General features: G+C 40.0%; 22 protein-coding genes and 1 riboswitch. Of the genes, 15 read left to right on the top strand and 7 right to left on the bottom strand.

Going from position 1 to position 25,175, the window contains the following annotated elements; genetic code table 11:
* The first annotated feature begins 1 nt into the window (after position 1).
* From ACT53H_RS12735 to ACT53H_RS12725, 3 genes are all read left to right on the top strand, one after another.
* A complete protein-coding gene (locus ACT53H_RS12735; protein ID WP_476009336.1) occupies positions 2–1,984 on the top strand; it encodes a 2-oxo acid dehydrogenase subunit E2 in 1,983 nt (660 codons plus the stop codon).
* A gap of 146 nt (positions 1,985–2,130) precedes the next feature.
* The gene (locus ACT53H_RS12730; RefSeq protein ID WP_174729031.1) at positions 2,131–2,409 is read left to right on the top strand and encodes a hypothetical protein; all 279 of its coding nucleotides are present in this window, start codon (positions 2,131–2,133) and stop codon (positions 2,407–2,409) included.
* Positions 2,410–2,437: 28 nt separating this feature from the next.
* Positions 2,438–2,623: riboswitch (yybP-ykoY riboswitch) on the top strand.
* Positions 2,624–2,638: 15 nt separating this feature from the next.
* Positions 2,639–3,214 carry a TMEM165/GDT1 family protein gene (locus tag ACT53H_RS12725; RefSeq protein ID WP_003654075.1) on the top strand — a complete coding sequence of 192 codons (576 nt, stop codon included), beginning with the start codon at positions 2,639–2,641 and terminating at the stop codon, positions 3,212–3,214.
* Between the two features lie 60 nt (positions 3,215–3,274).
* On the opposite strand, the gene ACT53H_RS12720 is transcribed toward ACT53H_RS12725, so the two are convergent.
* Complete coding sequence (locus tag ACT53H_RS12720; RefSeq protein ID WP_476009335.1) at positions 3,275–5,413, bottom strand: TonB-dependent siderophore receptor; 2,139 nt, start codon at positions 5,411–5,413, stop codon at positions 3,275–3,277.
* 227 nt (positions 5,414–5,640) lie between these two features.
* Between ACT53H_RS12720 and ACT53H_RS12715 the strand changes: the two genes are divergently transcribed.
* The 5 genes from ACT53H_RS12715 (at position 5,641) to recJ (ending at position 11,953) form a co-directional block, all read left to right on the top strand.
* The gene (locus ACT53H_RS12715; protein WP_476009334.1) at positions 5,641–6,438 is read left to right on the top strand and encodes an oxygen-binding di-iron domain-containing protein; all 798 of its coding nucleotides are present in this window, start codon (positions 5,641–5,643) and stop codon (positions 6,436–6,438) included.
* Positions 6,439–6,632: 194 nt separating this feature from the next.
* On the top strand, positions 6,633–8,099 hold the full coding sequence (gene guaB, locus ACT53H_RS12710; RefSeq protein ID WP_004790042.1) for an IMP dehydrogenase: 1,467 nt from the start codon (positions 6,633–6,635) through the stop codon (positions 8,097–8,099).
* A gap of 148 nt (positions 8,100–8,247) precedes the next feature.
* Complete coding sequence (gene glmM, locus ACT53H_RS12705) at positions 8,248–9,585, top strand: phosphoglucosamine mutase (RefSeq protein WP_004790041.1); 1,338 nt, start codon at positions 8,248–8,250, stop codon at positions 9,583–9,585.
* A 10-nt stretch (positions 9,586–9,595) separates the two neighbouring features.
* Positions 9,596–10,252, top strand: coding sequence for a pyridoxamine 5'-phosphate oxidase (pdxH, locus tag ACT53H_RS12700; RefSeq protein WP_004790039.1), 657 nt, complete (start codon positions 9,596–9,598; stop codon positions 10,250–10,252).
* The gene (gene recJ / locus ACT53H_RS12695; protein ID WP_476009333.1) at positions 10,253–11,953 is read left to right on the top strand and encodes a single-stranded-DNA-specific exonuclease RecJ; all 1,701 of its coding nucleotides are present in this window, start codon (positions 10,253–10,255) and stop codon (positions 11,951–11,953) included.
* 49 nt (positions 11,954–12,002) lie between these two features.
* Here the strand turns inward: recJ and ACT53H_RS12690 are convergent, their stop codons facing one another.
* Positions 12,003–12,770 (bottom strand): putative porin, encoded by a 768-nt coding sequence (locus ACT53H_RS12690; protein ID WP_004790036.1) that lies wholly within the window; start codon positions 12,768–12,770, stop codon positions 12,003–12,005.
* A gap of 392 nt (positions 12,771–13,162) precedes the next feature.
* On the opposite strand from ACT53H_RS12690, the gene prfB reads away from it, so the two are divergent.
* The 5 genes from prfB (at position 13,163) to ACT53H_RS12665 (ending at position 18,023) form a co-directional block, all read left to right on the top strand.
* A protein-coding gene (prfB, locus tag ACT53H_RS12685) for a peptide chain release factor 2 (protein ID WP_107880456.1) occupies positions 13,163–14,258 on the top strand; the annotation gives its coding sequence in 2 pieces (ribosomal slippage) (positions 13,163–13,234 and positions 13,236–14,258; 1,095 coding nt in all).
* Between the two features lie 222 nt (positions 14,259–14,480).
* Entirely contained in the window at positions 14,481–14,783 is a 303-nt protein-coding gene (locus tag ACT53H_RS12680) for an ArsR/SmtB family transcription factor (protein ID WP_002121891.1), read from the top strand.
* A gap of 28 nt (positions 14,784–14,811) precedes the next feature.
* A complete protein-coding gene (locus ACT53H_RS12675) occupies positions 14,812–15,870 on the top strand; it encodes an alkene reductase (RefSeq protein ID WP_151963772.1) in 1,059 nt (352 codons plus the stop codon).
* 156 nt (positions 15,871–16,026) lie between these two features.
* Positions 16,027–17,319, top strand: coding sequence for a 3-deoxy-D-manno-octulosonic acid transferase (locus tag ACT53H_RS12670; RefSeq protein WP_476009332.1), 1,293 nt, complete (start codon positions 16,027–16,029; stop codon positions 17,317–17,319).
* Positions 17,316–18,023, top strand: a complete 708-nt coding sequence (locus ACT53H_RS12665) for a 16S rRNA (uracil(1498)-N(3))-methyltransferase (protein ID WP_476009331.1) — start codon at positions 17,316–17,318, stop codon at positions 18,021–18,023. The genes ACT53H_RS12670 and ACT53H_RS12665 overlap by 4 nt, the downstream gene beginning before the upstream one ends.
* Here ACT53H_RS12665 and ACT53H_RS12660 read toward each other — a convergent pair.
* Together ACT53H_RS12660 and ACT53H_RS12655 are read right to left on the bottom strand one after the other, a co-directional pair.
* Entirely contained in the window at positions 18,003–18,983 is a 981-nt protein-coding gene (locus ACT53H_RS12660) for a mechanosensitive ion channel family protein (protein ID WP_004790025.1), read from the bottom strand. The two genes, ACT53H_RS12665 and ACT53H_RS12660, sit on opposite strands and share 21 nt — an antisense overlap.
* A 114-nt stretch (positions 18,984–19,097) precedes the next feature.
* Positions 19,098–19,673: a DUF805 domain-containing protein gene (locus ACT53H_RS12655; protein ID WP_151963775.1), complete on the bottom strand. Its 576-nt coding sequence runs from the start codon at positions 19,671–19,673 to the stop codon at positions 19,098–19,100.
* A 294-nt stretch (positions 19,674–19,967) separates the two neighbouring features.
* Between ACT53H_RS12655 and acs the strand changes: the two genes are divergently transcribed.
* On the top strand, positions 19,968–21,917 hold the full coding sequence (acs, locus tag ACT53H_RS12650; RefSeq protein WP_151963776.1) for an acetate--CoA ligase: 1,950 nt from the start codon (positions 19,968–19,970) through the stop codon (positions 21,915–21,917).
* A 41-nt stretch (positions 21,918–21,958) separates the two neighbouring features.
* On the opposite strand, the gene ACT53H_RS12645 is transcribed toward acs, so the two are convergent.
* Positions 21,959–22,501, bottom strand: a complete 543-nt coding sequence (locus tag ACT53H_RS12645) for a cysteine hydrolase family protein (protein ID WP_476009330.1) — start codon at positions 22,499–22,501, stop codon at positions 21,959–21,961.
* Between the two features lie 105 nt (positions 22,502–22,606).
* Between ACT53H_RS12645 and ACT53H_RS12640 the strand changes: the two genes are divergently transcribed.
* Positions 22,607–23,020 (top strand): Lrp/AsnC family transcriptional regulator, encoded by a 414-nt coding sequence (locus ACT53H_RS12640; protein WP_238612264.1) that lies wholly within the window; start codon positions 22,607–22,609, stop codon positions 23,018–23,020.
* A gap of 92 nt (positions 23,021–23,112) precedes the next feature.
* Here the strand turns inward: ACT53H_RS12640 and sfnG are convergent, their stop codons facing one another.
* On the bottom strand, positions 23,113–24,225 hold the full coding sequence (gene sfnG, locus ACT53H_RS12635) for a dimethylsulfone monooxygenase SfnG (RefSeq protein ID WP_476009329.1): 1,113 nt from the start codon (positions 24,223–24,225) through the stop codon (positions 23,113–23,115).
* Positions 24,226–24,269: 44 nt separating this feature from the next.
* Positions 24,270–25,007 (bottom strand): FMN reductase, encoded by a 738-nt coding sequence (msuE, locus tag ACT53H_RS12630; RefSeq protein WP_151963779.1) that lies wholly within the window; start codon positions 25,005–25,007, stop codon positions 24,270–24,272.
* Between the last annotated feature and the right edge of the window lie 168 nt (positions 25,008–25,175).

Here is a 25,175-nt window from a genome sequence, read left to right as displayed (position 1 = left end):
CATGCAAATTAAGACCCCTGATATTGGTGTAGATAAAGCAGTTGTTGCTGAAATTTTGGTAAAAGTTGGTGACAGCATTGCTGAAAATGACAGCCTTGTTTTGCTTGAGTCAGATAAAGCGTCTGTTGAAGTGCCTAGCACTTCAGCAGGTGTGGTAAAAAGTATCTTAATCAAAGAAGGTGATAGCGTAACTGAAGGTACGGTATTGTTTGAACTTGAAGCTGAAGGGGCTGCACCTGTAGCTCAAACAGAAGAGGTTGCAAAACCTGCTCCAGCAGCTGAACAAACAGCAGCGCCGGCAGCGGTACAACAGGCTTCAACTGCTGCACAACCAGCAGCGGCAACCACTAGCCAAGTGGTTGAAGTCCAAGTTCCTGATATTGGTGTTGAGAAAGCACTCGTTGGTGAAATCTTAGTAAAAGTTGGTGAGCAAATCGATGTTGAGCAAAGCATCGTTGTTGTTGAATCTGACAAAGCAACTGTAGAAGTACCAAGCAGTGTTGCTGGTATTGTAGAAAGCATTCAAGTTAAGGAAGGCGATACAGTTAAAGAAGGTGTTGTGCTCATTAAAGTGAAAACAACGTCTGCATCAAGTGCGCCAGTTGAAGCTCCTGCTTCTACAGCAGCTCCAGCGGCAGCGCCTGCACCAGTTCAACAAGAAACTGTAGCTGCGGCTGCTACTCAATCTGGACCAGTTGATATTAACGTTCCTGATTTGGGTGTAGATAAAGCAGTTGTTGCTGAAATTTTGGTACAAGTTGGCGATAAAGTTGATGTAGACCAAAGCCTTGTTGTGGTTGAGTCAGATAAAGCGACTGTTGAAGTTCCAAGTACTGTTGCGGGTGTTGTGAAAGCGATTCACTTGCAAGCAGGCCAACAGGTTTCACAAGGTATATTGCTTGCAACAATTGAAGCTGAAGGCCAAGCACCTGCTGCGGCACCAGCGGCAAAAGCAGAAGTAGCTCCAGCTCTACAGGCAGCAGCACCTAAAGCGGCAGCTCCTGCTCCGACTCAGGCTGTATCTGTTCCAGCGTCTGGCAGTGACAAGTTAACTAAAGAGCAAGAAGCCGAAAACGCTAAAGTATATGCAGGTCCTGCTGTACGTAAGCTTGCTCGTGAACTTGGTGTAATTTTGTCACAAGTTAAAACTTCTGGTGAGCATGGCCGTGTTGTTAAAGAAGATATCTTTGCTTATGTGAAGACTCGTTTAACTGCGCCACAAGCTGCACCAGTTGCTGCGGCTGCACCAGCGGTTTCGGGTTTGCCAAAGCTTCCTGACTTCACTGCATTTGGTGGCGTGGAAGAAAAAGTACTGACGCGTTTGCAGCAAGTATCAATTCCGCAATTGTCGTTGAACAACTTTATTCCGCAAGTCACCCAGTTTGATTTGGCTGACATTACTGAGTTAGAAGATTGGCGTAATGAGCTGAAAGGCAACTTCAAAAAAGAAGGTATCAGCCTGACGATTATGGCATTCATAATCAAAGCAGTTGCGTATTTGTTGAAAGAAGAGCGTGAGTTCGCAGGTCATCTATCTGATGATGGTAAATCAGTGCTCTTGCGCAATGAAATTCATATGGGAATTGCGGTAGCAACACCTGATGGTTTAACTGTGCCAGTACTTCGTAACCCAGACCAAAAATCAATTAAGCAAATTGCAGTTGAATTGGGTGTGTTAGGTCAAAAAGCACGTGATAAGAAATTAACACCGAAAGACTTACAAGGTGCGAATTTCACCATTTCAAGCTTAGGCGCAATTGGTGGTACAGCGTTTACACCACTTGTAAACTGGCCACAAGTTGCGATTTTGGGTATTTCACCTGCAACGATGCAACCGGTTTGGAATGGTAAAGACTTTGATCCACGCTTAATGTTGCCGTTGTCGTTGTCTTATGACCACCGTGTAATTAATGGTGCTGATGCCGCTCGATTTACCAATAAACTTACGAAACTTCTTAAAGATATTCGTACTTTATTAATCTAATATTTTGAAATGAATCATTAAAACCTCGCTTCGGCGGGGTTTTTATTTTGGTATTTAATTTAATTGATTTTAGGTTAATCTAAAGATGAAGAGGGAGTGATCGAGAGAGGAAAGATTTCTCGTTTTAGGTAAAGGAGAAATAATAAATGGTGGGTTTTTTAAAAATCATGTTGCCGATTCTGTTAGTTGTATTTTTATTGATGGGATTATGGGTCAGTTTTTTGCACTTTCCTTGGGAGTGGATGACCTACGTTGCAATCGGTTTGGAAGTATTTGTGGCAACGCTTATTTTGCCATTTGAATTTCAATCACAACATATAGCTGGCATTAACAATTTTGGTTTTATTAACTTAAGTGTCTGTTTAGCTTTACTATTAGGCTTGGGGCGGCTGTTAGTATGGGCATGGATAAAATTTTTTGTTTGAAAAATAGCACTGCTCGAATATAATGAGCACATACTTCATTGGGGAGTAGCCGCTATTCATTTCTGAATGAATAGGTGATGATCAACATAATTGTTCAACAGAACATGGTCATCATAGCTTAAACGTCTCATCGTTTCCGAGTTGGCAAGACCTTTGATTTACCACTCTGCAGATATTTGGCTAGCAGGAGCGGTAGGTCATGGGCATTTATGCTAGCCAGAGAAACGACATGCAAGAATTTCTGATTTCTACCTCGATTGTTGCCCTAGCTGAAATGGGTGATAAAACTCAATTGTTGGCCCTTTTACTGTCTGCACGTTTCCGTAAGCCAATCCCTATTCTCATTGCGATTCTTTTAGCAACTTTAATTAACCATGGTATCTCTGCTGTGCTTGGGCAGTGGATTACAACCGTTTTGAGTCCCGAAATTTTAGTTTGGGTACTTGCGGGTGGTTTTATAGGTATGGCGTTCTGGATGCTTATTCCAGATAAGCTAGATGATGAAACAGATAGCATTAATAGATGGCAAAAATTTGGTGTTTTTGGTGCAACCTTTATCCTGTTTTTCTTAGCAGAAATTGGTGATAAAACTCAGATTGCGACAGTTGCTTTAGCTGCACGTTATGACAGCATTTTCTGGGTGATGTTAGGTACAACCTTAGGTATGATGATTGCCAATGCACCAGCTGTATTTATTGGTAATAAATTAGCTGAACGTTTATCTATCTCACTTATCCATAAAATTGGTGCTGCTATTTTCTTAATTGTAGGTGTCTCTACTTTAGTGCAGCATTATTTCTTCTAAAGCATTTAAAGCTACCATAAAAAACGCACTCGAATTGAGTGCGTTTTTTTGTGAATTATTTTAATAGTTAAATTTCACTGTGAAGTTAATTTGACGTGGATTACCTAAAGTCACCATATTTTCATTTAAGGCACCTGCATAGTAATCTTTATCAAATAGATTACGGATCGCAAGTTGAGCGCCCCAATGTCCAGCGTCATAGCCAGCTTCAGTGTCAAAGACTGTATAGCCTGGAATGTGAACGTCTAAGCCATCGACAGTTTTATATGTTTCACCACGGAATCCACCACCAACATACCAGCCAAGTTTTGAAGCTGGGTCAAATTTATAGCGGGCTGACAAGCTATAAGCATGCTCAGGAATATTATCGAGTGCTTTTCCTACATTGCTTGAGTTCGCATCTTTACTAATTTTTGCATCTGCGGTGTAAGTATAAGTTGCTGTAAGTTTTAAGCCATCTAATACATCTGCATTTAACTCAGTCTCAATACCGCGAGTTAACTGTTCACCGCGCTGTATTTTGAAAGTAGTATTAGTAGTAGTTGGATCGTTGACTAAAACATTTTGACGTTTTAAATCATACCAGGCAATGCTACCTTGTATCCGCTGATCAGGACTTTGTAGTTTCATTCCAACTTCAACTTGTTTACCTTTTTCAGGATCAAAAGTCTTTCCGGCAGAGTCTGAGCCGCTAGTTGGGAAGAACGAGGTGGCATAGCTGACATAAGGCGCCACTATATCATTAATTGTATATAACAATGAGGCGTTACCCGTGAAAGCCTCTTCTGATTTTTTTGTATTGGTATTTTTAACTAAATCTACAGTTTGTGTCTGAGCCCAATCTTGGCGACCTGCGAGATTTAAAACAAGTTGGTCATTAATCTCAATACGGTCACGTAAATATAACCCCATATACTTTAGGCGGTTAATATCATGGTTTGTGGCTTTTTCCGGACAAGTAACTGTAGTGCCGTATTGTGGTGAATAGAGATTTAAATTTGTGGCAGTACAGCGATTATTTAGATAATCATTTTTGTCTTGTAGACTATCTAGTCCAATCGTTATCTGATGTGCCATATCAGCAATCTGAAAAGTCTTTTGGACATTATTATCGATTGAGAAACTTAGGTTACTAACATCCTGATAGCGAGCTTGACGTTTAAGTGTTGTATAGTTCTTATCGGTCCAACCGTTATAAAATACCGCAGGACCAATCATTTCTGTTTTTTGAATTGCAAAATTTTGCTTAAATTCCCAACCGTTATCAAAAGCGTGCCTAAAGTTATAACCTGTACGGAAGACATCAGCATCATAAGCTCCATAACTCGGTTCACCAATAAATAAGTCTTTAGGCAAACTTCCATTAGGATTGTCTTTTAATCTTCCAATCACAGGCAAGCCTTGCTGACGAATATATTCGCGGTGCTGATAACTTGCGATGACAGAGAGGTCAGTGTTATCTCCTAAGTCGAAATTATAAGAGGGGGAGATGTAGTAATTTTTAAAATACACATAATCTGTTGGGTCATCTTGGTCAGAGATACGACCATTTAAACGAAATGCGCCTTTTTCAGTATTATTTGGACTATAGTTTAAATCGAATGTCCCTTCCTTAAGATTATAACTGCCATAAGTCATAGTGGCCCGAGCAAAGCTTTCAGCTTGAGGGCGTTTAGTCACTAAGTTGACCATACCACCTGGCTGTACTAATCCAAAATTAACCGAAGCTGGGCCTTTTAAAATTTGGACCTGATCCATACCTGATATTTCTGCGGCAACAAAGGTGTTTTGCTGAGCTTGGCGTAAACCATCTATAAAAATTTGATCAGAAGAAGTTTGTCCACGGATAATGAAATCATCCCAACCACGACGACCAAGTTTTCCCGCACCCACACCTGCAACACCTTCAATTGCATCTGCAAGAGTCTTTGCTTGTTTTTGGTCGAGCTGTTCGCGGGTCACTACCGAAACCGACTGAGCAGTTTTAAATAAGGGGGCATCTGATTTTAAGGCAGAGGCTGCTTTTGTTGCGACATAGGGAGAGGTGGGTTCTTTTTGTGCCTGAATAGAAATTGTGGGTAGCACACTGGTTGAATTTTGTTGTTCTGCTGTTTCATCAGCATGACTTGCTGTCATCGAACTAAAAATAGCAACTGCTAACAATGTTTTGGAGCTTGAAAAATAAGGTGCTTGGTTCATGGGAGGCCTAGACAGCGCAAAAGATAAAACTGATAATGAGAATTATTTTAATTTATTGTGGGTTAATTTTAAATAACATTATGATTCATTTATAAAATAAGAAAAGCAAAAGCTATTTTAAAATATTATGAGAAAAGTAAAGCAATTCATTGCAAGAGTTATAGAATCCCTTTATTTTAGTATGGATATAAAAATATCTAATATTTAAAGTTTTTTTGGGGAGTTGTATGGGGTTTGAAAAAACAACATCGCAGATATTATTTGATAATGGCGTACATAAATGTATTAGTTTTACCAGTTTGGTCAAAGGGGAAGGTATCCAAGCCAATCAATTTTTAATTATTGATCATGAGCGTGCTGCTGTAATCGATCCGGGTGGCGATTTAACCTATGTTCCATTAACGATGGAATTAAATAAATATACGCGTTTGAAAAATCTGGACTATGTGATGGCTTCGCATCAGGATCCGGACATTATTACCTCAATGCCACGCTGGTTGGTCTATACCGATGCTAAAGTTGTGGCGTCAAAATTATGGGCACGTTTTCTACCGCACCTAAATTCCTCATTTATGAGTGAACGTATGAAAGGGAATTGGGAAGACCGTCTTATTGAATTGCCTGACCGTGGCCAAGTGATTCAATTGGGGGAGTCAAAGCTTGTGGTGGTTCCTGCACATTTTCTACATTCGGTTGGTAATTTTCAGTTTTATGACCCAGTCGCCAAAATTCTATTTTCTGGTGATATGGGCGCTTCGATTGTTGAGGATGCTAATCAACCTTTAACAGATTTCGATACGCATGTTTCGAAAATGAAAGCTTTTCACCAACGCTATATGTGTTCCAATAAGGTCATCCGTTTATGGGTAAACATGGTCCGCCAGATGGACATTGAAATGATTGTTCCACAGCATGGCAGTCCATTTATTGGCAAAGAAATGATTAATCGGTTTTTGGACTGGATTGAAGTTTTACCTTGTGGTGTTGACTTGATGACAGAACAAGTTTTTAGTTGTCCTGCCTAAATATGATGTCTAATGATCAACCCAGATAAAATTCTGGGTTGCAAAAACATGGGTTAAAAAATAACGTTAAAACTATAATAAGTGGGAATTATTTAGAGCAGCTCTACATCTATTGCTGAAAAAGGCAAAGATAATATGAAAATTGCATTGAAATTTGTTTATAATAGCTCACGGAATTTACCAGTGAGATTGTTATGCTGACCATCGTTCAAGAAGCGCTAACCTTCGATGATGTCTTATTACTTCCTGCCTACTCTACTGTTCTCCCAAAAGATGTCTCTTTAAAGACACGATTAACTCGCGGCATTCATTTAAATATCCCATTAGTTTCAGCTGCAATGGATACAGTGACTGAGTCACGTATGGCGATTGCGATGTCACAAAATGGTGGTATCGGGATTTTGCACAAAAACATGGATATTGCTGCTCAAGCTGCAGAAGTACGCCGTGTAAAGAAATTCGAAGCGGGTATGGTGAAAGACCCTATCACTGTAACGCCTGAAACTACAGTACGTGAACTGATTGCAATTACCACTGCTAATAACATTAGCGGTGTACCTGTTGTTAAAGACGGCAAGGTTGTTGGTATTGTGACAGGCCGTGATACGCGTTTTGAAACTAATTTAGAACAACCTGTTAGCAACATCATGACAGGTCAAGATCGTTTAGTCACTGTACGTGAAGGCGAATCTAAAGAAAATATTCAAGCATTATTGCAAAAACACCGTATTGAAAAAGTCTTGGTCGTTGGTGAGAGCAACGAACTTAAAGGCTTAATTACAGTGACTGACTTCCGCAAAGCTGAAAGCTATCCAAACAGTTGTAAAGATGACCTTGGTCGTTTACGTGTTGGTGCTGCGGTAGGTACAGGTGCTGATACACCGAGTCGTGTGGAAGCATTGGTTGAAGCTGGTGTTGACGTAATTGTTGTTGATACAGCACACGGTCACTCAGCTGGTGTAATTGAACGTGTACGTTGGGTGAAACAAAACTTCCCTCAAGTACAAGTGATTGGTGGAAACATTGCAACTGGTGATGCTGCATTAGCATTATTAGATGCAGGTGCAGATGCTGTAAAAGTAGGTATTGGTCCTGGTTCTATCTGTACAACACGTATTGTGGCAGGTATTGGTATGCCACAAATTTCTGCGATTGACAGCGTTGCTAGCGCACTAAAAGATCAAATTCCTTTAATTGCAGATGGTGGTATCCGCTTCTCTGGCGATATGGCAAAAGCGATCGGTGCGGGTGCAAGTACGATCATGGTTGGTTCATTACTTGCAGGTACTGAAGAAGCGCCGGGCGAAGTTGAGTTTTTCCAAGGTCGTTACTACAAAGCATATCGTGGTATGGGCTCATTAGGTGCAATGGCGGGAGCAACTGGTTCTGCTGATCGTTATTTCCAAGATTCAAAAGCGGGTGCTGAGAAGTTAGTACCAGAAGGAATCGAAGGCCGTGTTCCATATAAAGGCCCAATGGGTAACATCGTTCATCAAATGATGGGTGGTTTACGTTCATCGATGGGTTATACCGGTTCTGCTGTGATTGAAGATCTTCGCCAAAATGCGAAATTTGTGAAAATTACTTCAGCTGGTATGTCTGAGTCACATGTTCATGATGTAACGATTACTAAAGAAGCTCCAAACTATCGTGTTGGTTAGATTTTGGTAACCAAAACAATGAAGAAAGCCGTCATTACACTGACGGCTTTTTGTTTTTGGTGTAAAGTAAATCTAACGAAAAGAAATATGGCGGAATTGCCATATATGAAGTGAGCCACCCTGAAGTGGCGTAAGAATGAGATAAGCTATGAGTTATTTTGGAACGGATGGTATTCGTGGAAAATTTGGGCAAATGCCTATTACTCCAGAGTTTGCTTTAAAACTCGGATTTGCTGCAGGGAAGGTATTAAAACGAACGAGTCCAAAAAATAAACCACTCGTTGTATTAGGAAAAGACACTCGTTTATCTGGTTACATTTTAGAATCTGCTTTGCAGGCGGGCTTAAACGCTGCTGGCGTATATGTTCATCTACTTGGTCCATTACCAACACCAGCAATTGCACACCTAACTCGTGCTTTACATGCACATGCAGGTATTGTTATTTCTGCATCGCATAATCCATATTATGATAATGGGATTAAATTCTTCTCAAGCGAAGGTAAAAAATTACCGGATTCATTACAAGAAGAAATTAATCAGGAATTAGAAAAAGATTTATTTATTGAAGACACTGCAAACTTAGGTAAAAGTGTTCGTGTAAATGATGCCAATGGCCGCTACATCGAATTTTGTAAATCTACTTTCCCTTACCACTTTGATTTAAATAATTTAAAGATTGTGTTGGACTGTGCTCATGGTGCTGCATATAGCGTTGGGCCTTCAGTTTTCCGTGAGTTAGGGGCAAAAGTTGTTGCTTTATATAATGAACCAGATGGCTTAAATATTAATGAAAGCTGTGGTTCAACACATCCTGAACACTTACAAAAAGCAGTAGTTGAGCACGAAGCAGATTTAGGTATTGCCTTTGATGGTGATGCTGACCGTGTTGTGATGGTTGATAAGTTTGGTAACTTAATTGATGGCGACCATATTTTATATATTTTGGCGACTCAAGCTCAAAATAAGCCAGCGGGTATTGTTGGTACTGTCATGAGTAATATGGCACTTGAAGTTGCACTTGAAAAAGCAAACGTTAACTTTGTTCGTGCAAAAGTCGGTGACCGCTATGTATTACAGGCTTTAGAAGAAAATGCTTGGGTGATAGGTGGTGAACCTTCTGGTCATATTCTAACTTTAGACAAGAGTACGACTGGTGATGCCATTATCGCCGCACTTCAAGTATTAACAGTAATGGTCGAGCAAAATAAGGCTCTTCATGAATTGGTTCAAGACTTTAAATTATTCCCACAAGTACTTTTGAACGTACGTTTAGAACAAATGCTTGATCCGTATTCTATTCCGGCATTGGTTACTGAATTTGATAAAGCAGAAGCACAGCTCAAAGGCCGTGGCCGTATCCTGATTCGTAAGTCTGGAACAGAGCCTGTGATTCGTGTCATGGTTGAAGGTGATGATGAGCAAGAGGTGAAAGCTTTAGCTCAGCATTTAGCTGATTCAGTTCGTTCACAAGCACAAGTCGCATAAGGTGCATGACATGAGTGATGTCATTAAAGATTTAAGTGAATTACGCTTAAGTTATGAGCAAGGTGAGTTGCATGAGGGGCAGGTTGAATCTAACCCTCATCAGCAGTTTCTTGGTTGGTTTAACCATGCTCTAGCAGCCAATTTGCATGAACCCTATGCAATGTCATTAGCAACTGCAAGTGCAAAGGGCAGACCTCATGTTAGAACAGTTTTGTTACGTGGGGCCACAGAAGCTGGTTATGATTTTTATACGAATTATGACAGTCAAAAAGGTATTGATTTGGCAGAAAATCCATATGCCGAATTATTATTTTACTGGCCAAGTCTAGAGCGTCAGGTGCGAGTGGGTGGTCGTGTAGTTAAAATTGCTGAGCAAGAATCTACAGAATACTACCTTAAACGACCACGTGATAGCCAGATTGCAGCGCATATCAGTACCCCCCAAAGTGGTAAAATTGAAAGCCGAGAGCTGTTACAGCAACGTTTTCAAGACTTACAACAGCAAGTTGAAAGCCGTGAAGTGCTTGACAAGCCGGAATTCTGGGGCGGTTATCGTCTACAACCAGATTATTATGAATTCTGGCAAGGACGACCAAATCGTTTACATGACCGCTTGAGTTATGAAAAAATCGACGGTCAATGGACGCTGCACCGACTGATGCCTTAAATGACAAAAATACAAATCAAACAAAGACCTTTATTAACACGCCCTGAACAATTTCAGGGCGTGCCGCCGTTTATTGCCGAAATTTTGGCAAGGCGTGGAGTAGAATCTGAACAGGAATTAGAGCTAAAGCTTAAGAATTTATTGGCCCCACAGCTTAAGGGACTAGAGACAGCTGTGGCATTAATAGATCAAGCTATTGATGCACAGAAAAAGATTGTGATTGTCGGTGATTATGATGCGGATGGAGCTACTAGTACAGCGTTAATGGTATTGGTGCTTCGCGATATGGGAGCACAAGTCGACTATTTAGTTCCAGACCGATTTAAATATGGATATGGGCTTACCCCCGCAATTGCAGAGCTTGCACATCAAACTTATCAACCTGATTTATTAATTACAGTTGATAATGGAATTTCCAGCCATGCTGGAGTTGATACAGCCCATGCGCTGGGCATGCAAGTTATTATTACCGATCATCACTTAACAACAAAAGAAACGCCTCTAGCAGAGGCGGTGGTGAATCCAAATCAGTTAGGCTGTGATTTTCCAAGTAAGGCGCTTGCTGGTGTTGGTGTTGCATTTTATGTGCTGGCCAATTTGGCAAGTTTACGTAGCAGACAAGGTAAAAGCACAAGTAAAGTCACTCAATATCTAGATTTAGTCGCTTTGGGAACTTATGCAGATGTGGCTGTTCTAGACTATAACAACCGTATATTGGTCGATGCGGGAGTAAAACGTATTCAGCAACATCAGTGTCGAGTTGGAATATTGGCACTGTTGGATATTGCTGGCCGAGAGGCGTCGTCTTTGCGTGCACAAGATCTAGGTTTTGTTTTAGGTCCGCGTATTAATGCTGCTGGGCGTATGGAGAGCATGCGAATCGGTATAGAGTGTTTATTAGCAGACTCTATGGAAACAGCTTACCCGATTGCTCAACAATTAAATCAGTTGAATATAGAGCGGCGACAAATTGAAGGAGAGATGAAGCAACAAGCTTTATCTGCTTTAGATAATTTGCAGCTCTCAAAAGAAGATATTCCCCCAGCTCTGGTGCTCTTCGAAGAAAACTGGCATCAAGGCGTGATTGGGATCGTGGCAGGGCGTTTAAAAGAACAGTTTCATCGACCAGCTATTGTCTTTGCACCAGATGAAGATGGTGTCCATATTAAAGGATCTGCGCGTTCAATTGATGGGGTGCATATTCGAGATACGATTGAACAGGTTGCTGAACAACATCCCGAATTGGTGAGTCATTTTGGTGGACATGCAGCAGCGGCAGGTTTAACGATACGTAAAGAAAATTTTGATGCTTTTAAAACAGTGTTTACTACCTGTGTTGCAGCTATGGAAGAATCTTTGTTTCAAGCTACTTTATGGACAGATGGGGAATTACCAGCTTCGGCTTTGCAACTAGACACATTGGATTGGATTGAGCAACTTGGACCATGGGGGCAAAAATTCCCATTTCCTCAGTTTGAAGGACATTTTAAAGTTGTTGATTATCGTTGGCTTAAAGAAACACATCTAAAACTTAGATTGGCTCTTGATCAATATACTTTTGATGCGATTGCTTTTAATGCCGCTGGACGATTTGAATTTAATCCTATGCAAGATGAAGTTCATTTGGTCTATGAGATTGACCGTAATGTATTTAAGGGTAATGTAAATTTACAATTGCGTATTGTGCATTTAAACCAATAAAAAAAATCCGCTCATTTGAGCGGATTTTTTTATAAACTTCTAGGTAAGATTAGAAGCGGTAGCCTGCACGAACACCATAAGTGTTATCGTTGTCACCGAAACCAATACGACCTTCAAGACTTACTTGTTGATTCAAGAATTTTTTAGCATTAATACCAAATTCATCTTTATCAGTTAAGTCGTTATTGTAGTAATCCACACCAAGACTTAAAGTTTTATCGATGTAGTAGTCACCACGAACTTTATATTCGTCTAGGTCACCAAACGCACCGAACGCTTCAAGGTTTACGTCATGTTGACCTACTTGAGTTACGTATTTAGCACGAACTGTTGGATCAGCGCCGTCTTTACCGTCTTTCTCGTCGTAACCTTTAACACCTAGTGCAAGTAATAGACCTGGAGCTGGTAAATAACCTACTTCAGCTGCATAAGTAGTTACTTTGCTATCAATATTGGTGTTATCAATTTCACGCTCATTACGGCCTACATCACCGCTAAGGTAGAAATCTGAGTTAGGAACATAGTATTCAACACCTACGCCATACTGAGTATCTTTAGTACCGCTGTTATCACCATAGTTGATAAGTGCGTTAACATTACTTGCACGGCTTAAAAATGCTGCTTCTGCAAGTGGAGCGTTACGAGTTTGAACAGGATTAAAGTAATAAGTCCCGTCAACACCGAATTTACTTACGCTGCTACCGTTGTCTGGATCAAGATAATTGTAAGAACCACCAACTTCAGCTTGGTAAGCGTTTGCTGCGCCACTTACTGCGAGTGCAGATAAAAGAGCTGATGCAATTGCTAGTTTTTTCATGGAATCTCTCCCCTCTAAAAAGCGATTTTATAAATGTTTTGTTACAACTTTTAGTCTAGAGGAAAATCGGGTAGCGTCAATCTTGCACAAGTAACCGCACTGTAACTATGTGCTTTTTTTGTAAATATGTTTAACTTAAATATTTGATTTTAAAATATAAATATAGAATGTTTAATTTTATTAAAATTGAGGATATTTTGTGTAGATCATAAAAAATGCTGTAAAAGTACCCAATTTTGTATGAGGATGTTACGGGTTAAGCTTAAAATGAACTGAAGAAAATTTAGAAATTAGATGAGCGAAATATAATGAGAAATACAAAGCAGGTTCGAAGATAACCGCAGCTATGCTAAAATAATTGACTGTTTATCTGCTCTTATGGGAACACTCGCGTGGAAATTAATCCTTATCTAAACCAATTGAAAGACTTAACTGATCGTAGCCAAACACTACGGGGGTATCTTTGACTACGATCTGAAAAAAGAGCGTTTAGAAGAAGTTTTACGTGAGTTAGAAGACCCTGCGATTTGGAATGATCAAAGCCGTGCTCAGGCGATGGCGAAAGAAAAAGGCGAACTAGAAAACGTTATTAATGTATTGGATGGGTTGTCAACACAACTTGAAGATGCAAAAGCGATGTTAGATTTGGCTGTGGAAGCTGATGATGAAAGCTTGCTTGAAGATGTTCAGTCAGAGCTTAGTGCTGCTGAAGATGAACTGGCTAAACTTGAATTCCGTCGTATGTTTAGTAACCCAATGGACCCGAATCCTTGCTATGTCGAGATTCAATCAGGTTCAGGCGGTACCGAAGCACAAGATTGGGCATCTATGCTATTACGTATGTATATGCGCTGGATTGAACGTCATGGCTTTAAAGCAGAACTTATGGAAGTATCTGATGGTGACGTAGCTGGTATTAAATCTGCAACAATTCGTGTTGAAGGTGAATATGCCTATGGTTGGTTACGTACAGAATCTGGTGTGCACCGTTTAGTGCGTAAGTCACCATTCGACAGTGGTAACCGCCGTCATACTTCATTCTCTGCGGTATTTATTTCACCAGAAGTTGATGACAACATTGAAATTGATATTAATCCTTCTGATGTTCGTACCGATACGTACCGTGCATCTGGTGCAGGTGGTCAGCATATTAACAAAACCGATTCGGCAGTGCGTTTGACCCACACTCCAACAGGTATTGTGGTGGCGTGTCAGAACCAGCGTTCGCAACATGCTAACCGTGACCATGCATGGAAACAATTACGTGCGCGTTTGTATGAATTGGAAATGCAAAAACGTAATGAAGCGGCTCAAGCTTTAGAAGACTCGAAGTCTGATATTGGTTGGGGAAGCCAAATTCGTTCATATGTATTAGATGATTCGCGTATTAAAGATTTACGTACGGGTGTTGAAAACTCTAATACGGGTGCTGTTCTTGATGGTGACCTTGATCGCTTTATTGAGGCGAGTTTAAAACAAGGTTTATAAGAGTCTGTTTAACTTTTAGTTTAAATACAATTCCTCTATGAATATGTAGGACTCTTGGATTTTTAGCGATTAAAACGGCAAAGCAGTTCAGTATTTAAATGTTGATCGAAAAAATACGATATGAATATCGAAAAAAACAGATATGAATATCGAAAAAGTGCGATATGATGTTTTTGAAATGCTGAACAAAGCTTTGTTCGTTTAAAAAGACGTGTTGAGCCTATGGATATTGATGCAATTAGCAAAGCCCTTTCCAATCCGCTACGTCGGCAGATTTTGCAATGGTTGAAAGAACCTGCGCATTATTTACCAGTGGAAGAGTGTGGTGGTAGTTTTGAGAAGGGTGTTTGCGCAGGTCATATTGAACGATTGGGCAAAGTAGCACAGTCTACAATGTCGAATCATTTGTCTGTTTTACAGCAGGCGGGTCTGATTCAGGTCCAAAAATATGGTCAATGGTCTTATTTTTCACGTAATGAAGCTTTGATTCAGCAATATATCGAACATTTAAAACAAACACTTTAACGATATTAAAGTGTAAGTCGAGGCGACTATGGCTGAACTCAATACTCCTTTAACGGTTGGTGATTTTGAAATCAAAAATCGATTGGTAATGGCTCCATTAACACGTGCGCGTAGTGGTGAAAGCCGAGTACCTAATGACTTAATGGTTGAATATTATCAACAGCGTGCAAATGCTGGTCTTATTTTGACTGAAGCAACAGTGATTGGTTCAAAAACTGTGGGTTATGCAGAAACTCCAGGATTGTGGTCACAAGAGCAAGCACAAGCTTGGAATAAAATTATTGAGGCAGTTCATGCTCAAGGTTCAAAAATTGTAGCTCAACTTTGGCATGTCGGTCGTATTTCGCATCCTGAACTTTTAGATGGTGATATTCCTGTTGCACCAAGTGCAATTCAACCTGCGGGTGAAGTGAGTTTATTGCGCCCTAAACGTCCGTATGTAAAACCACGTGCGCTTTCATTAGAAGAAGTGAAAGAGGTTGTTGCTCAATATAAACATTCAGCAGAATTAGCTAAAGCAGCTGGTTTTGATGGCGTTGAATTACACGCAGCGAATGGTTACTTAATTGACCAATTCCTACAAAGTAATACGAATCAACGTGATGACGAATACGGTGGTCCTGTTGAAAACCGTGCACGTTTATTATTAGAAGTCGTTGATGCATTTATTGAAGTGTGGGGCGCTGGCCGAGTAGGTGTACATATTGCACCACGTGGTGATTCACACGATATGGGTGATGAAAATCCATTAGCAACTTTTGGTTATGTGGTTGAACAATTAAGCCAACGTAATGTTGCTTTCATCTTCTCTCGTGAATATGAAGCTGCTGATAGTATTAGCCCTAAACTGCGTGAAAAATTTAATGGTGTATGGATTGCGAATGAGAACTTAACACCAGAATCAGCAAAACGTATTTTGCGTGATGGTGAAGCTGACGCAGTATCTTTTGGTAAAGCATATATTGCCAACCCAGATCTTTTACAGCGTTTAGAGCAAGACTTACCTTTAAATGAACTTCAACCAACAACTTTATATGCAAAAGGTGCTGAAGGTTATACAGACTATCCAACGCTAGAAGCTTCGTAATTTTTTGAACAGATGATTTACTGACCTCTTTAATTTATGGGTTCAGTAAATCGCTTTTCTTGTAATGGTAGAGTTTAGGTATCGAAACTCTGCCATTTTTTCTATCTATGTTATATTTTCCCCAGTTTTAAACTTTGACTATTTGAGGCAAACCGCTTGGCGACCCCTTTTTGGTACAACACCGCACTCCATTTATTAAAACCTTTTTACCACTGGCGGATAAAAAAACGTGCAGAAAGCCAGGAATTATATAATCAGGAATGTCTTGAAAGATTTGGGCCGTTTGAATCTCCAAAAAATGTGAGAGCAATTTGGTTCCATGCTGTTTCGGTTGGAGAAACCAATGCTGCGCAGCCTTTAATCGAGCATTATCTTAAACTCGGTCAACCTGTGCTAGTTACTAATACGACTAAAACTGGGCAGGCGCGCGCCAAATCATTATTTTTAAAAGCGCCGTATTTAGATTTATTTCAAGCAGTTTATTTGCCTGTTGATCAAAAGCACCTTTTAAAACAATTTTTTGAGTTGTATCAGCCAAAACTTTTAGCATTGGTTGAAACTGAGCTTTGGCCAAATTTAATTGATCAAGCCAAGCTACAACAAGTTCCTTGTTTATTGTTAAATGCGCGGTTATCAGAAAAATCAGCTAAAGGTTATAGTCGAGTCTCAGGTCTAACAGCAGGAATGCTGAAACAAATTGACTGGGTGTTGGCACAAGATAATGCTACTCGCCAACGCTATGTCGAGCTTGGCTTAGATCAACAAAAAAGTCAGGTGGTTGGAAATATTAAATTTGATATTCACGCACCAGAAGCATTTATAAATCAGGCAGTAAAGTTACACCAGCTATGGTATTTGGGCCAACGAAAAGTACTGACAATTGCCAGTACACATGCACCCGAAGAACAACAAATTTTGCAAGCACTTCAGCCTTATTTAAAGTCAGATCCAGAGTTGGTTTGTATTGTCGTACCTCGACATCCTGAACGTTTCGATGAAGTATTTGAAATCTGCCAAAATCTAGATTTAATTACTCACCGTAGAAGCTTGAATCAAAGTATTCATACGAGTACACAGGTTTATCTGGCCGATAGTATGGGGGAGCTTTGGTTATGGTATGCCTTAAGTCAGGTGTGTTTTGTGGGTGGTTCTTTAAATGAGCCGGGTGGTGGGCATAATATTTTAGAGCCTATGGTTTTGAATGTACCGACTGTCATTGGACCTCGTTACTTTAATTTCCAAACCATTGTTGATGAATTCATTGACGAAAATGGTGTGCTCATTGCCCAAGACGCTGAGCAAGTTGTGGCAATCTGGATGGCATGTTTAGCTGAGCCTGATCAGGCTCAACAAGTGGTGGAACAAGCACATAAAGTCTTACAACGTAACCAAGGTTCATTGCAAAAACATATTGGCGTAATTAACCGGTATTTGGCCGACAAACCATGAATATCGTTTTACTAGAGCCCGAAGATATTCAGTCAGACACGTGGTCAATTCACTCAAAGCGCCAATTACAACATTTACGTGAACATCTTGATATTACGGTTGGCCAGAATCTAAAAGTTGGTGTTCGTAATGGCGCACGTTATACCACTGAAATTATTTCGATTAACGAGCAAGAAGTTTGTATACGACCTATTAGTGAAGAAGCTGTCCCTGCAAAAATTCCGGTTCATTTAATCGTAGCTTTACCAAGACCCAAAGTTTTACGCCGTTTAATCATGGACAGTGTGACTTTAGGTGTTGAAAGAATTAGTTTGATTCATAGTTATCGCGTAGATAAAAGCTATTGGCAAACTCCATTTTTGCAACAACTCGATAACTATGTGACTTTAGGGCTTGAGCAAGCAGGTGACACGATTGTTCCTGAAATTCAAATGTATAAACGTTTTAAACCTTTTGTTGAAGATGTTTTGCCAAGTTTAATCTCGAAAGAAACACCCGCCTATGTGGCTCACCCTTATGCCGAGCAGAGCATGCCTGTTAATATTCCACATGCTTGTAGTGTAGTCGTGGGTCCCGAAGGTGGCTTTATTCCCTATGAAGTTGATTTGCTCACAAAAAACGGCTGCCAAGCTGTGAGCTTAGGCAACCGTATTTTAAGAACTGAAACGTCTATTTCTTATATTTTAGGTCGTCTCTTTAGTTGATGCTTCAGGGTTTAAAAGTGGCTGATTTGCCGCCATTTTTAATTCCTGAATTGGGTAAGGAATATTAATTCCGTTCGCATTAAAAGCTTGTTTGACCTGAGCTTGAATGGTGCTCGTAGATGATGAAATATCAGTTTCAGTCGTATCAACCCACCAGCGTACAGTTAGGTTAACTGAGAAATCTGCTAACGCTGTAACGTTAACCGAGAAGGCTGGCTGACTGAGTACATTTCGGTCATTATTAAGAATATCTAAAATAATCTGCTTGGCTTTTTGTTCATCGTCGTCATATCCAATTCCGACCACAAACTCACAGCGTCGTTGTTGATAAGCAGTATTTACAGTTAAAGCGCTCGTATAAACAGTTGCGTTTGGAATAACAATACGACGGCCATCTGGCGAGCGTAAGAATGTTGCACGAATTTGAATATCTTCAACAGTTCCTTCAAGCGAATTGACAACAATGGAATCGCCAATGCGGAATGGTTCGCTTAATAAGATTAAGATGCCTGACAATAAGTTTTGAAAGATATCTTTAAATGCAAAACCAATAGCGACAGAACCAATTCCAAGAGCACTCATGAGTTGCCCTGGTGTAAACCCTGGAATCATAATGACGAGAGCAATTAAGAAACCAAAGAATAAAATTGTTGTACTGCCTACACGGTTTAAGACCAAAACTAGGTTTTGGCGCGTGTAAGAACGGTTTTCTAAGGTTTTACGAACAAAGAACTTAAATAATTTGGTCAGTAGCCAAAAAATAATAAAAACGATAATCGCAATACATATATAAGGCACACGTTCCCAGAAGCTATCCACGATTTTGTCGATAGTGGTATAGGCATCATGATACTTTTCAGTATGGGCTAAAACCGTTTGAGTGGTTTTAGTGCCCGCTTCTTGTAAAAGTTCGCCTGTATTTTTTGCGACATCCGTTAAGGATTTTTGTTCATCAGCCACGGCAAGTCTCAATTAAAAAAAATTTATGAAAGCGATTTTCGGCTTTCATCATAGTAGGAGATAAAATGTGCGCCTACTATAATGAGTTCATCTAAATAATAAAGTGTTTTTTAATTAAAAGTATTCCGTTCCTTTTTGTAAGATTTGTGTCGGTGTTTCTAAGGTATCAGTCCCTGAGAAATAATAAAAAATTCCTGCTGTTGAAATAAGGCTAATTAAAATAGCGACTAAAATAAGCCAAGCCATCAGTTTTTCTATAAACGTTGCTGGTCGAACAGGACCATATTCGTTGGGACCTGCTGTACCTGAGGCAAGCAGTAAATAAATCATAAAAAAGAACTGAACAACTGGAATGAACAATAGCAGTCCCATCCAGCCACTCTTATTTAGATCGTGCAAGCGTCGAACAACGAGTACAATATTTAAATAAATCAGAAACAGCGAAAAAGCCCAGACTACTAAAGCACTGGCTCCAGAAAGAGAGCTATAAAATTCAAAATTAAATAAATTGCTTGAAAGCTGAAAACTTCCAAGAAATGAAGCCAAAATGAAATAGCCCAAGAGGGTGACTAAATAAATCAGTCCATAACCCCCTAAATAGCTCATGCGATTAAAGCGCCCATGAATTGAAAACGGACTATCTTTAAAAGGGAGCTGAGGTGGGCGTGAGGAGCTTGTTTGGGCAAACATATTATTTTATTCCTGTGTTGCGTATGAGAGACAAAATAATCTTTGTTGATGATCAAAACCATCAAATCTTGAAAAAATTATAAAAGTAAAAGCTATAGACAAATGTTTTAAATCAACTTAATTTTATAAAAATGTTCACAATTTCGTGTGCTTGAGTAAGTGTTTAATATATGACCAAAGTCGCATTGTCTAGGCTTTGAAACAGTCATCATACTGAAAAGGCATACAAATAAGATCCAGTAAAATAATAGCCACAGTCTCGAGATGGGATGCACAAGATCAAGGAAGTTGCGTATGAATGAGATCTATCCAGTACCAGAGGAATTTAAAAAGACAGCTCGTACTGTTGAAGCAGACTACTTTAAACGTTATCAACACTCTATCGAGAACCCAGATGAATTCTGGGCAGAGCAAGCTAAAATTGTCGATTGGATAAAGCCATTTACCCAAGTTAAAAATACGAGTTTTGACAAAGACAATTTCAAAATTGAATGGTTTGCTGATGGTGAGTTGAACGTATCAGCAAATTGCCTAGACAGGCATCTTAAAGAACATCCTCATAAACCAGCAATTATTTGGGAAGGTGACCATCCTTCTCGTCATAAAATCGTTTCTTATAAAGAATTACACGACGAAGTCTGCCGCTTTGCCAACGTTTTAAAGAAATATGGTATTGGTAAAGGTGACCGTGTTGTGTTGTATATGCCGATGGTCACTGAGGCTGCAATTGCCATGTTGGCCTGTGCCCGTATTGGTGCTGTTCACTGCGTGGTATTTGGTGGGTTCTCACCAGACTCTTTAGCAAGTCGTATTGAAGATAGCCAAGCTAAACTGGTGATTACCGCAGACTCAAGTCTACGTGCCGGAAAACTATTACCACTCAAAGAAAATGTCGATTTGGCTCTAGAGTTGCCGGGCACAGAGTGTGTTGAAAATGTAGTGGTGGTTTACCGTAATGCGAACCCGATCGAAATGAAGCCGGGCCGTGATTTGTGGTATCACCTCATTATTATGGAAGTGGATGCCAACTGTCCTCCAGAACCGATGAAGGCTGAAGACCCATTATTTATTCTCTATACCTCGGGCTCGACAGGTAAACCGAAAGGTGTTTTGCATACCACAGGTGGTTATTTAGTCTATGTAACAAGTACCTTTAAAGAGGTCTTTGATTTAAAACAAGATGATGTGTATTGGTGTACGGCAGATGTAGGCTGGATTACAGGACATAGTTATCTGATCTATGGTCCACTTGCAAATGGAACTACAACCTTAATGTTTGAGGGTGTACCTCAATATCCAACATGGGCACGACTTGGTCATGTGGTCGATAAGCACAAAGTCTCTATTTTATATACGGCCCCAACCGCAATTCGCGCGATGATGCGAGAAGGGGATTCATTTGTACGTGAAAGTAACCGTAGCAGCCTGCGTTTACTTGGTTCGGTCGGTGAGCCTATTAACCCTGAAGCTTGGAATTGGTACTACAACGTTGTTGGTGAAGGCCGCTGTCCAATTGTTGATACATGGTGGCAAACCGAAACAGGCGGTATTTTGATTGCTCCATTGCCGGGTGCAACAGCTTTAAAACCAGGTTCGGCAACACGTCCGTTATTTGGTATTCAACCTGCCATTGTAGATGGTGAAGGCAATGAGCTAGAAGGTGCGGCTGAAGGTAATCTTGTGATTAAAGATTCATGGCCGGGTCAGATGCGTACCATTTGGGGCGATCCTGATCGCTTTATTGAAGCGTATTTCTCGACCTTTAAAAATACCTACTTTACGGGTGATGGTGCTCGTCGTGATGAAGATGGCTATTACTGGATCACAGGTCGAGTTGACGATGTCTTGAACGTTTCAGGCCACCGTTTAGGTACGGCTGAAATTGAAAGTGCTCTTGTTTCACATGAGTCAGTGGCAGAGGCTGCTGTTGTGGGTATGCCGCATGATATTAAAGGACAAGGTATTTGTACTTTTGTGACTCTACAAGCGGGTGTTCCAGAGTCGGAAGAACTGCGTAAAGAGTTAATTAATTGGGTACGTAAAGTGCTTGGGCCAGTAGCTTCACCTGATGCACTACATTGGGCACCAGCATTACCTAAAACTCGTTCGGGTAAAATCATGCGCCGTATTTTAAGAAAAATTGCGGCAAATGAGCTGGATAGTTTAGGTGATACCTCAACCTTGGCTGAACCTGCTGTGGTAGATCAGTTAATTGCAACGGTTTATCCTGATAAGCAAAACTAATTTTAAAAAAGCCCCAAATGGGGCTTTTTTATTAAGCTTTATTAAGAGTTTGCTAAAAAGTCAGCAGTATTTTGTACATTTGCAAAGGTACTAAGCGCAGTTAAAAAAGCTGTTTGTACGTCTTCAGCTTTTACAGTTTTTCCATTATGGCTTAAATCACGAGTTGCCGTTGCATCTGCAATCAAGATTGGTTGATAGCCCAGTTCTTTGGCTGCGCGTGTCCCTGAATCAATACACATGTGAGTCATCATGCCTGTAATCACGAGTTGCTCAATTTGATGTGCTTTTAAAAGTTCCTCTAAATTGGTTTCTAAAAAACTGTTTGGATAGTGCTTTGTTACGATTAATGAATCACTTCCAGTACTGAGTTCAGGGTGAAGTAAAACTCCATCTGTATTTTCTTGGAAGAAACTCGCTTGTGGCGGGTTAATATGTTGCACATAAATGATTGGCAAGTTTTTCTCGCTAAAATATTGTTCGAGTTGTTTTATTTTTTCTAGTGCTTGCTCTGGTCCAACCAATTCCATTTTGCCATTTTTAAAATAATCATTTTGTACATCGATAATTAATAGTGCTTGTTTCATGAGATCACTCTTGTTGATATGAGATAAAACAAGATTATTCTCTGCCAGTAAAATCGGCTATAGTCAGATGAAAGCATTACCGCCAGTTTTCTTTCACCATGAAAAATGAATATTGAATTAGACCCGATTGATCTAAAAATTATTGCATTGCTTAAACACGATTCTCGACTAACCAATAAAGAAATTGGGCAGCGAGTTCACCGGACAGGGCAGGCGGTGGGCACTCGAATTGCACAGTTAATGGATGCTGGTGTCATCAAAAATTACACGATTGCTGTGCAATATTCGCATAAACAATTTATTCATTTGCATTTAAATGAACAACGCGCTTTTGAGGAAATTGAAAATCTGGTCAAGCAATATGAACAAATCGATGAATGCTTTAAAGTGATGGGCAATGCTTGCTATATGATCGTCAGCCATTTTGAACCCGCAGCATTAAATGAATTTATTGAGAAACTTTCAAAATGGTGCCGTTATTCGGTTGAAACAGTGATTCGAGAAGTCGAGAAAACTTAAAAATAAAGGCTCCAAGCCGAGTCTTGGAGCCAATAAGTCTTTATTTTTAATTTATTGTTTTTATTGTCTTGCGCTGCTTTAAATGAAGTTTTTTAGGCTGATTTCGCTTGAATTTCTATCTCCTTTTCTTGTTGAAGTTCTAATTGGCGAACGAGTGGTAGAACTTTTTCCCCAAAATATTCTACTTCTTCAATGAAATGTAAGAATCCAGAAAGAATCAAATCAACACCTACATTTTTAAGTGCGACAATACGCTCTGCAATTTGCTGTGGTGTACCAATTAAATTGGTTTTAAAGCCATCGTTATATTGCACTAAATCTTCAAAACTTGATTTTGCCCAGTTACCTTGTTGCTCAGGAGAGGCTGCACCTGCTTCACGTGTTGCATCGCCGAATGCATTTACCGCTTCAGTGTTGGCTTTATCAATAATTTCTTGAAGTACCACTTTTGCTTCTTCTTCGGTATCTCTGGCAATAATGAAAGCATTTACCCCAATTTTGACATGATGATTATTGGCTTTAGCTTTAGTGCGAATGTCTTCGACTTGTTTTTGAATTTCTTCTACGGTATTACCGTTGGTGAAATACCAGTCAGATACGCGTGAAGCCATGTCACGTGCAGCCCGTGAGCTGCCGCCTTGAAACACTTCAATATGAGGCTTTTGCAGAGGTTTCGGTTTAAGTGTGTAGTTTTGGAATTGATAGTATTTACCATCGAAACTATAGTTATCGGTGGTCCAGATTCCTTTTAACGTACGAATAAATTCTTCAGAGCGGACATAGCGCTGATCATGTTCTGGCCACTCTTCACCAATCGCATCAAACTCTCCTCTAAACCAACCACTCACCACATTAATGGCAATACGGCCTTCGGTTAGATAATCGATTGTTGCAAGTTGCTTAGCTGCGAGTGCCGGTTTCCAGGGGCCGGGCAGAATAGCTGCAATGACTTTAAGTTTTTCAGTTTTTGCCAATAATGCATGACTGAAACTTACTGATTCATGCTGGTTTTCTGCCCCATAGCCCGCCGTAAAACGAATTTGGGTGAGCGCATATTCAAAACCATTTTTTTCGGCAGCCTGTGCAAGTCGAACATTGTAGTCATAACTCCAGTCTGTACGCTGTTCGATGTTACTTACTACAAGGCCACCACTTACGTTTGGTACCCAATAAGCAAATTTAATTGGTTGTTGTAATTGCGTCATGGTTTGCTCTCCCAATTCGTTATTTTTATTTAGCGATATTGCACTTAGGCAACATGCGTTAATGATTTGCCAGACTTATGATGCAAGCGAGACTCTGCTGCATTAAGATCAGGCACAGCCGCTGAAGGTAATACTTCTTCTTGCTCAATTTGCTTGTTAATACCAAGCTCTTGATTTGCTTGCTGAGTCTTAGATTTCACTACTTCAGCACGTTTACCTTTCGCTGGTGCCCATTCTAAAATTGGCAATGCGCGCGCTACTGCTAACGTAATACGATCTGATAATTGCTCGCTTTTCACCGTATATTCAGGGGTAAAGTCACGATCAGTTGCATATACGCCAATTGGTAAAGTTTGTGCTTGGAAGAAACTGAACAATGGACGAAGTTGATGTTCAAGTACCAGTGCATGACGATCGCTACCACCCGATGCTGCTAAAAGCACAGGTACATCGACCAATGCAGTTTGTTCAACAAAATCGAAGAAATGTTTGAAAAGACCCGTAAAAGATGCGCGGTAAACTGGTGTACCGACAATTAAAGCATCAGCTGCTTCAACCGCTGCAAGATCATCTTGTACGCGCTGTGGAAGTTGGTTGCGATAAAATGCACCGCCTAATAAGGGCCCAATTTCGCTTAATTTAATAAAGTGAACTTTAATGTCGGTTGCTTCGGATAACTCATCAAGAATGGCTTGAACCAAACTTTCCGTTTTAGAGGGGGTATTTAAGCCACCAGAAACAGCAACAATATTTAAAGGTTTTGGTGATGTGATACCAGTCATAATTTGGTTCCTAAGTCTAAAACAAGAGATTAGACTTATTAATCAATAACGACGGTAAACTGTAAAATAACGAAATTGGTCAACCTTATCAGTTTTAAATATAAAAGATAAATAGAGGATTTTTATACTTCGTTTTTATATTAAGTTATTGATTTTATTTTATATAAT

The organism is Acinetobacter sp. DMC2, assembly GCF_056314305.1.
The sequence above is the reverse complement of the archived record's forward strand: the minus strand, read 5'-3'. Positions and strand labels throughout refer to the sequence as shown.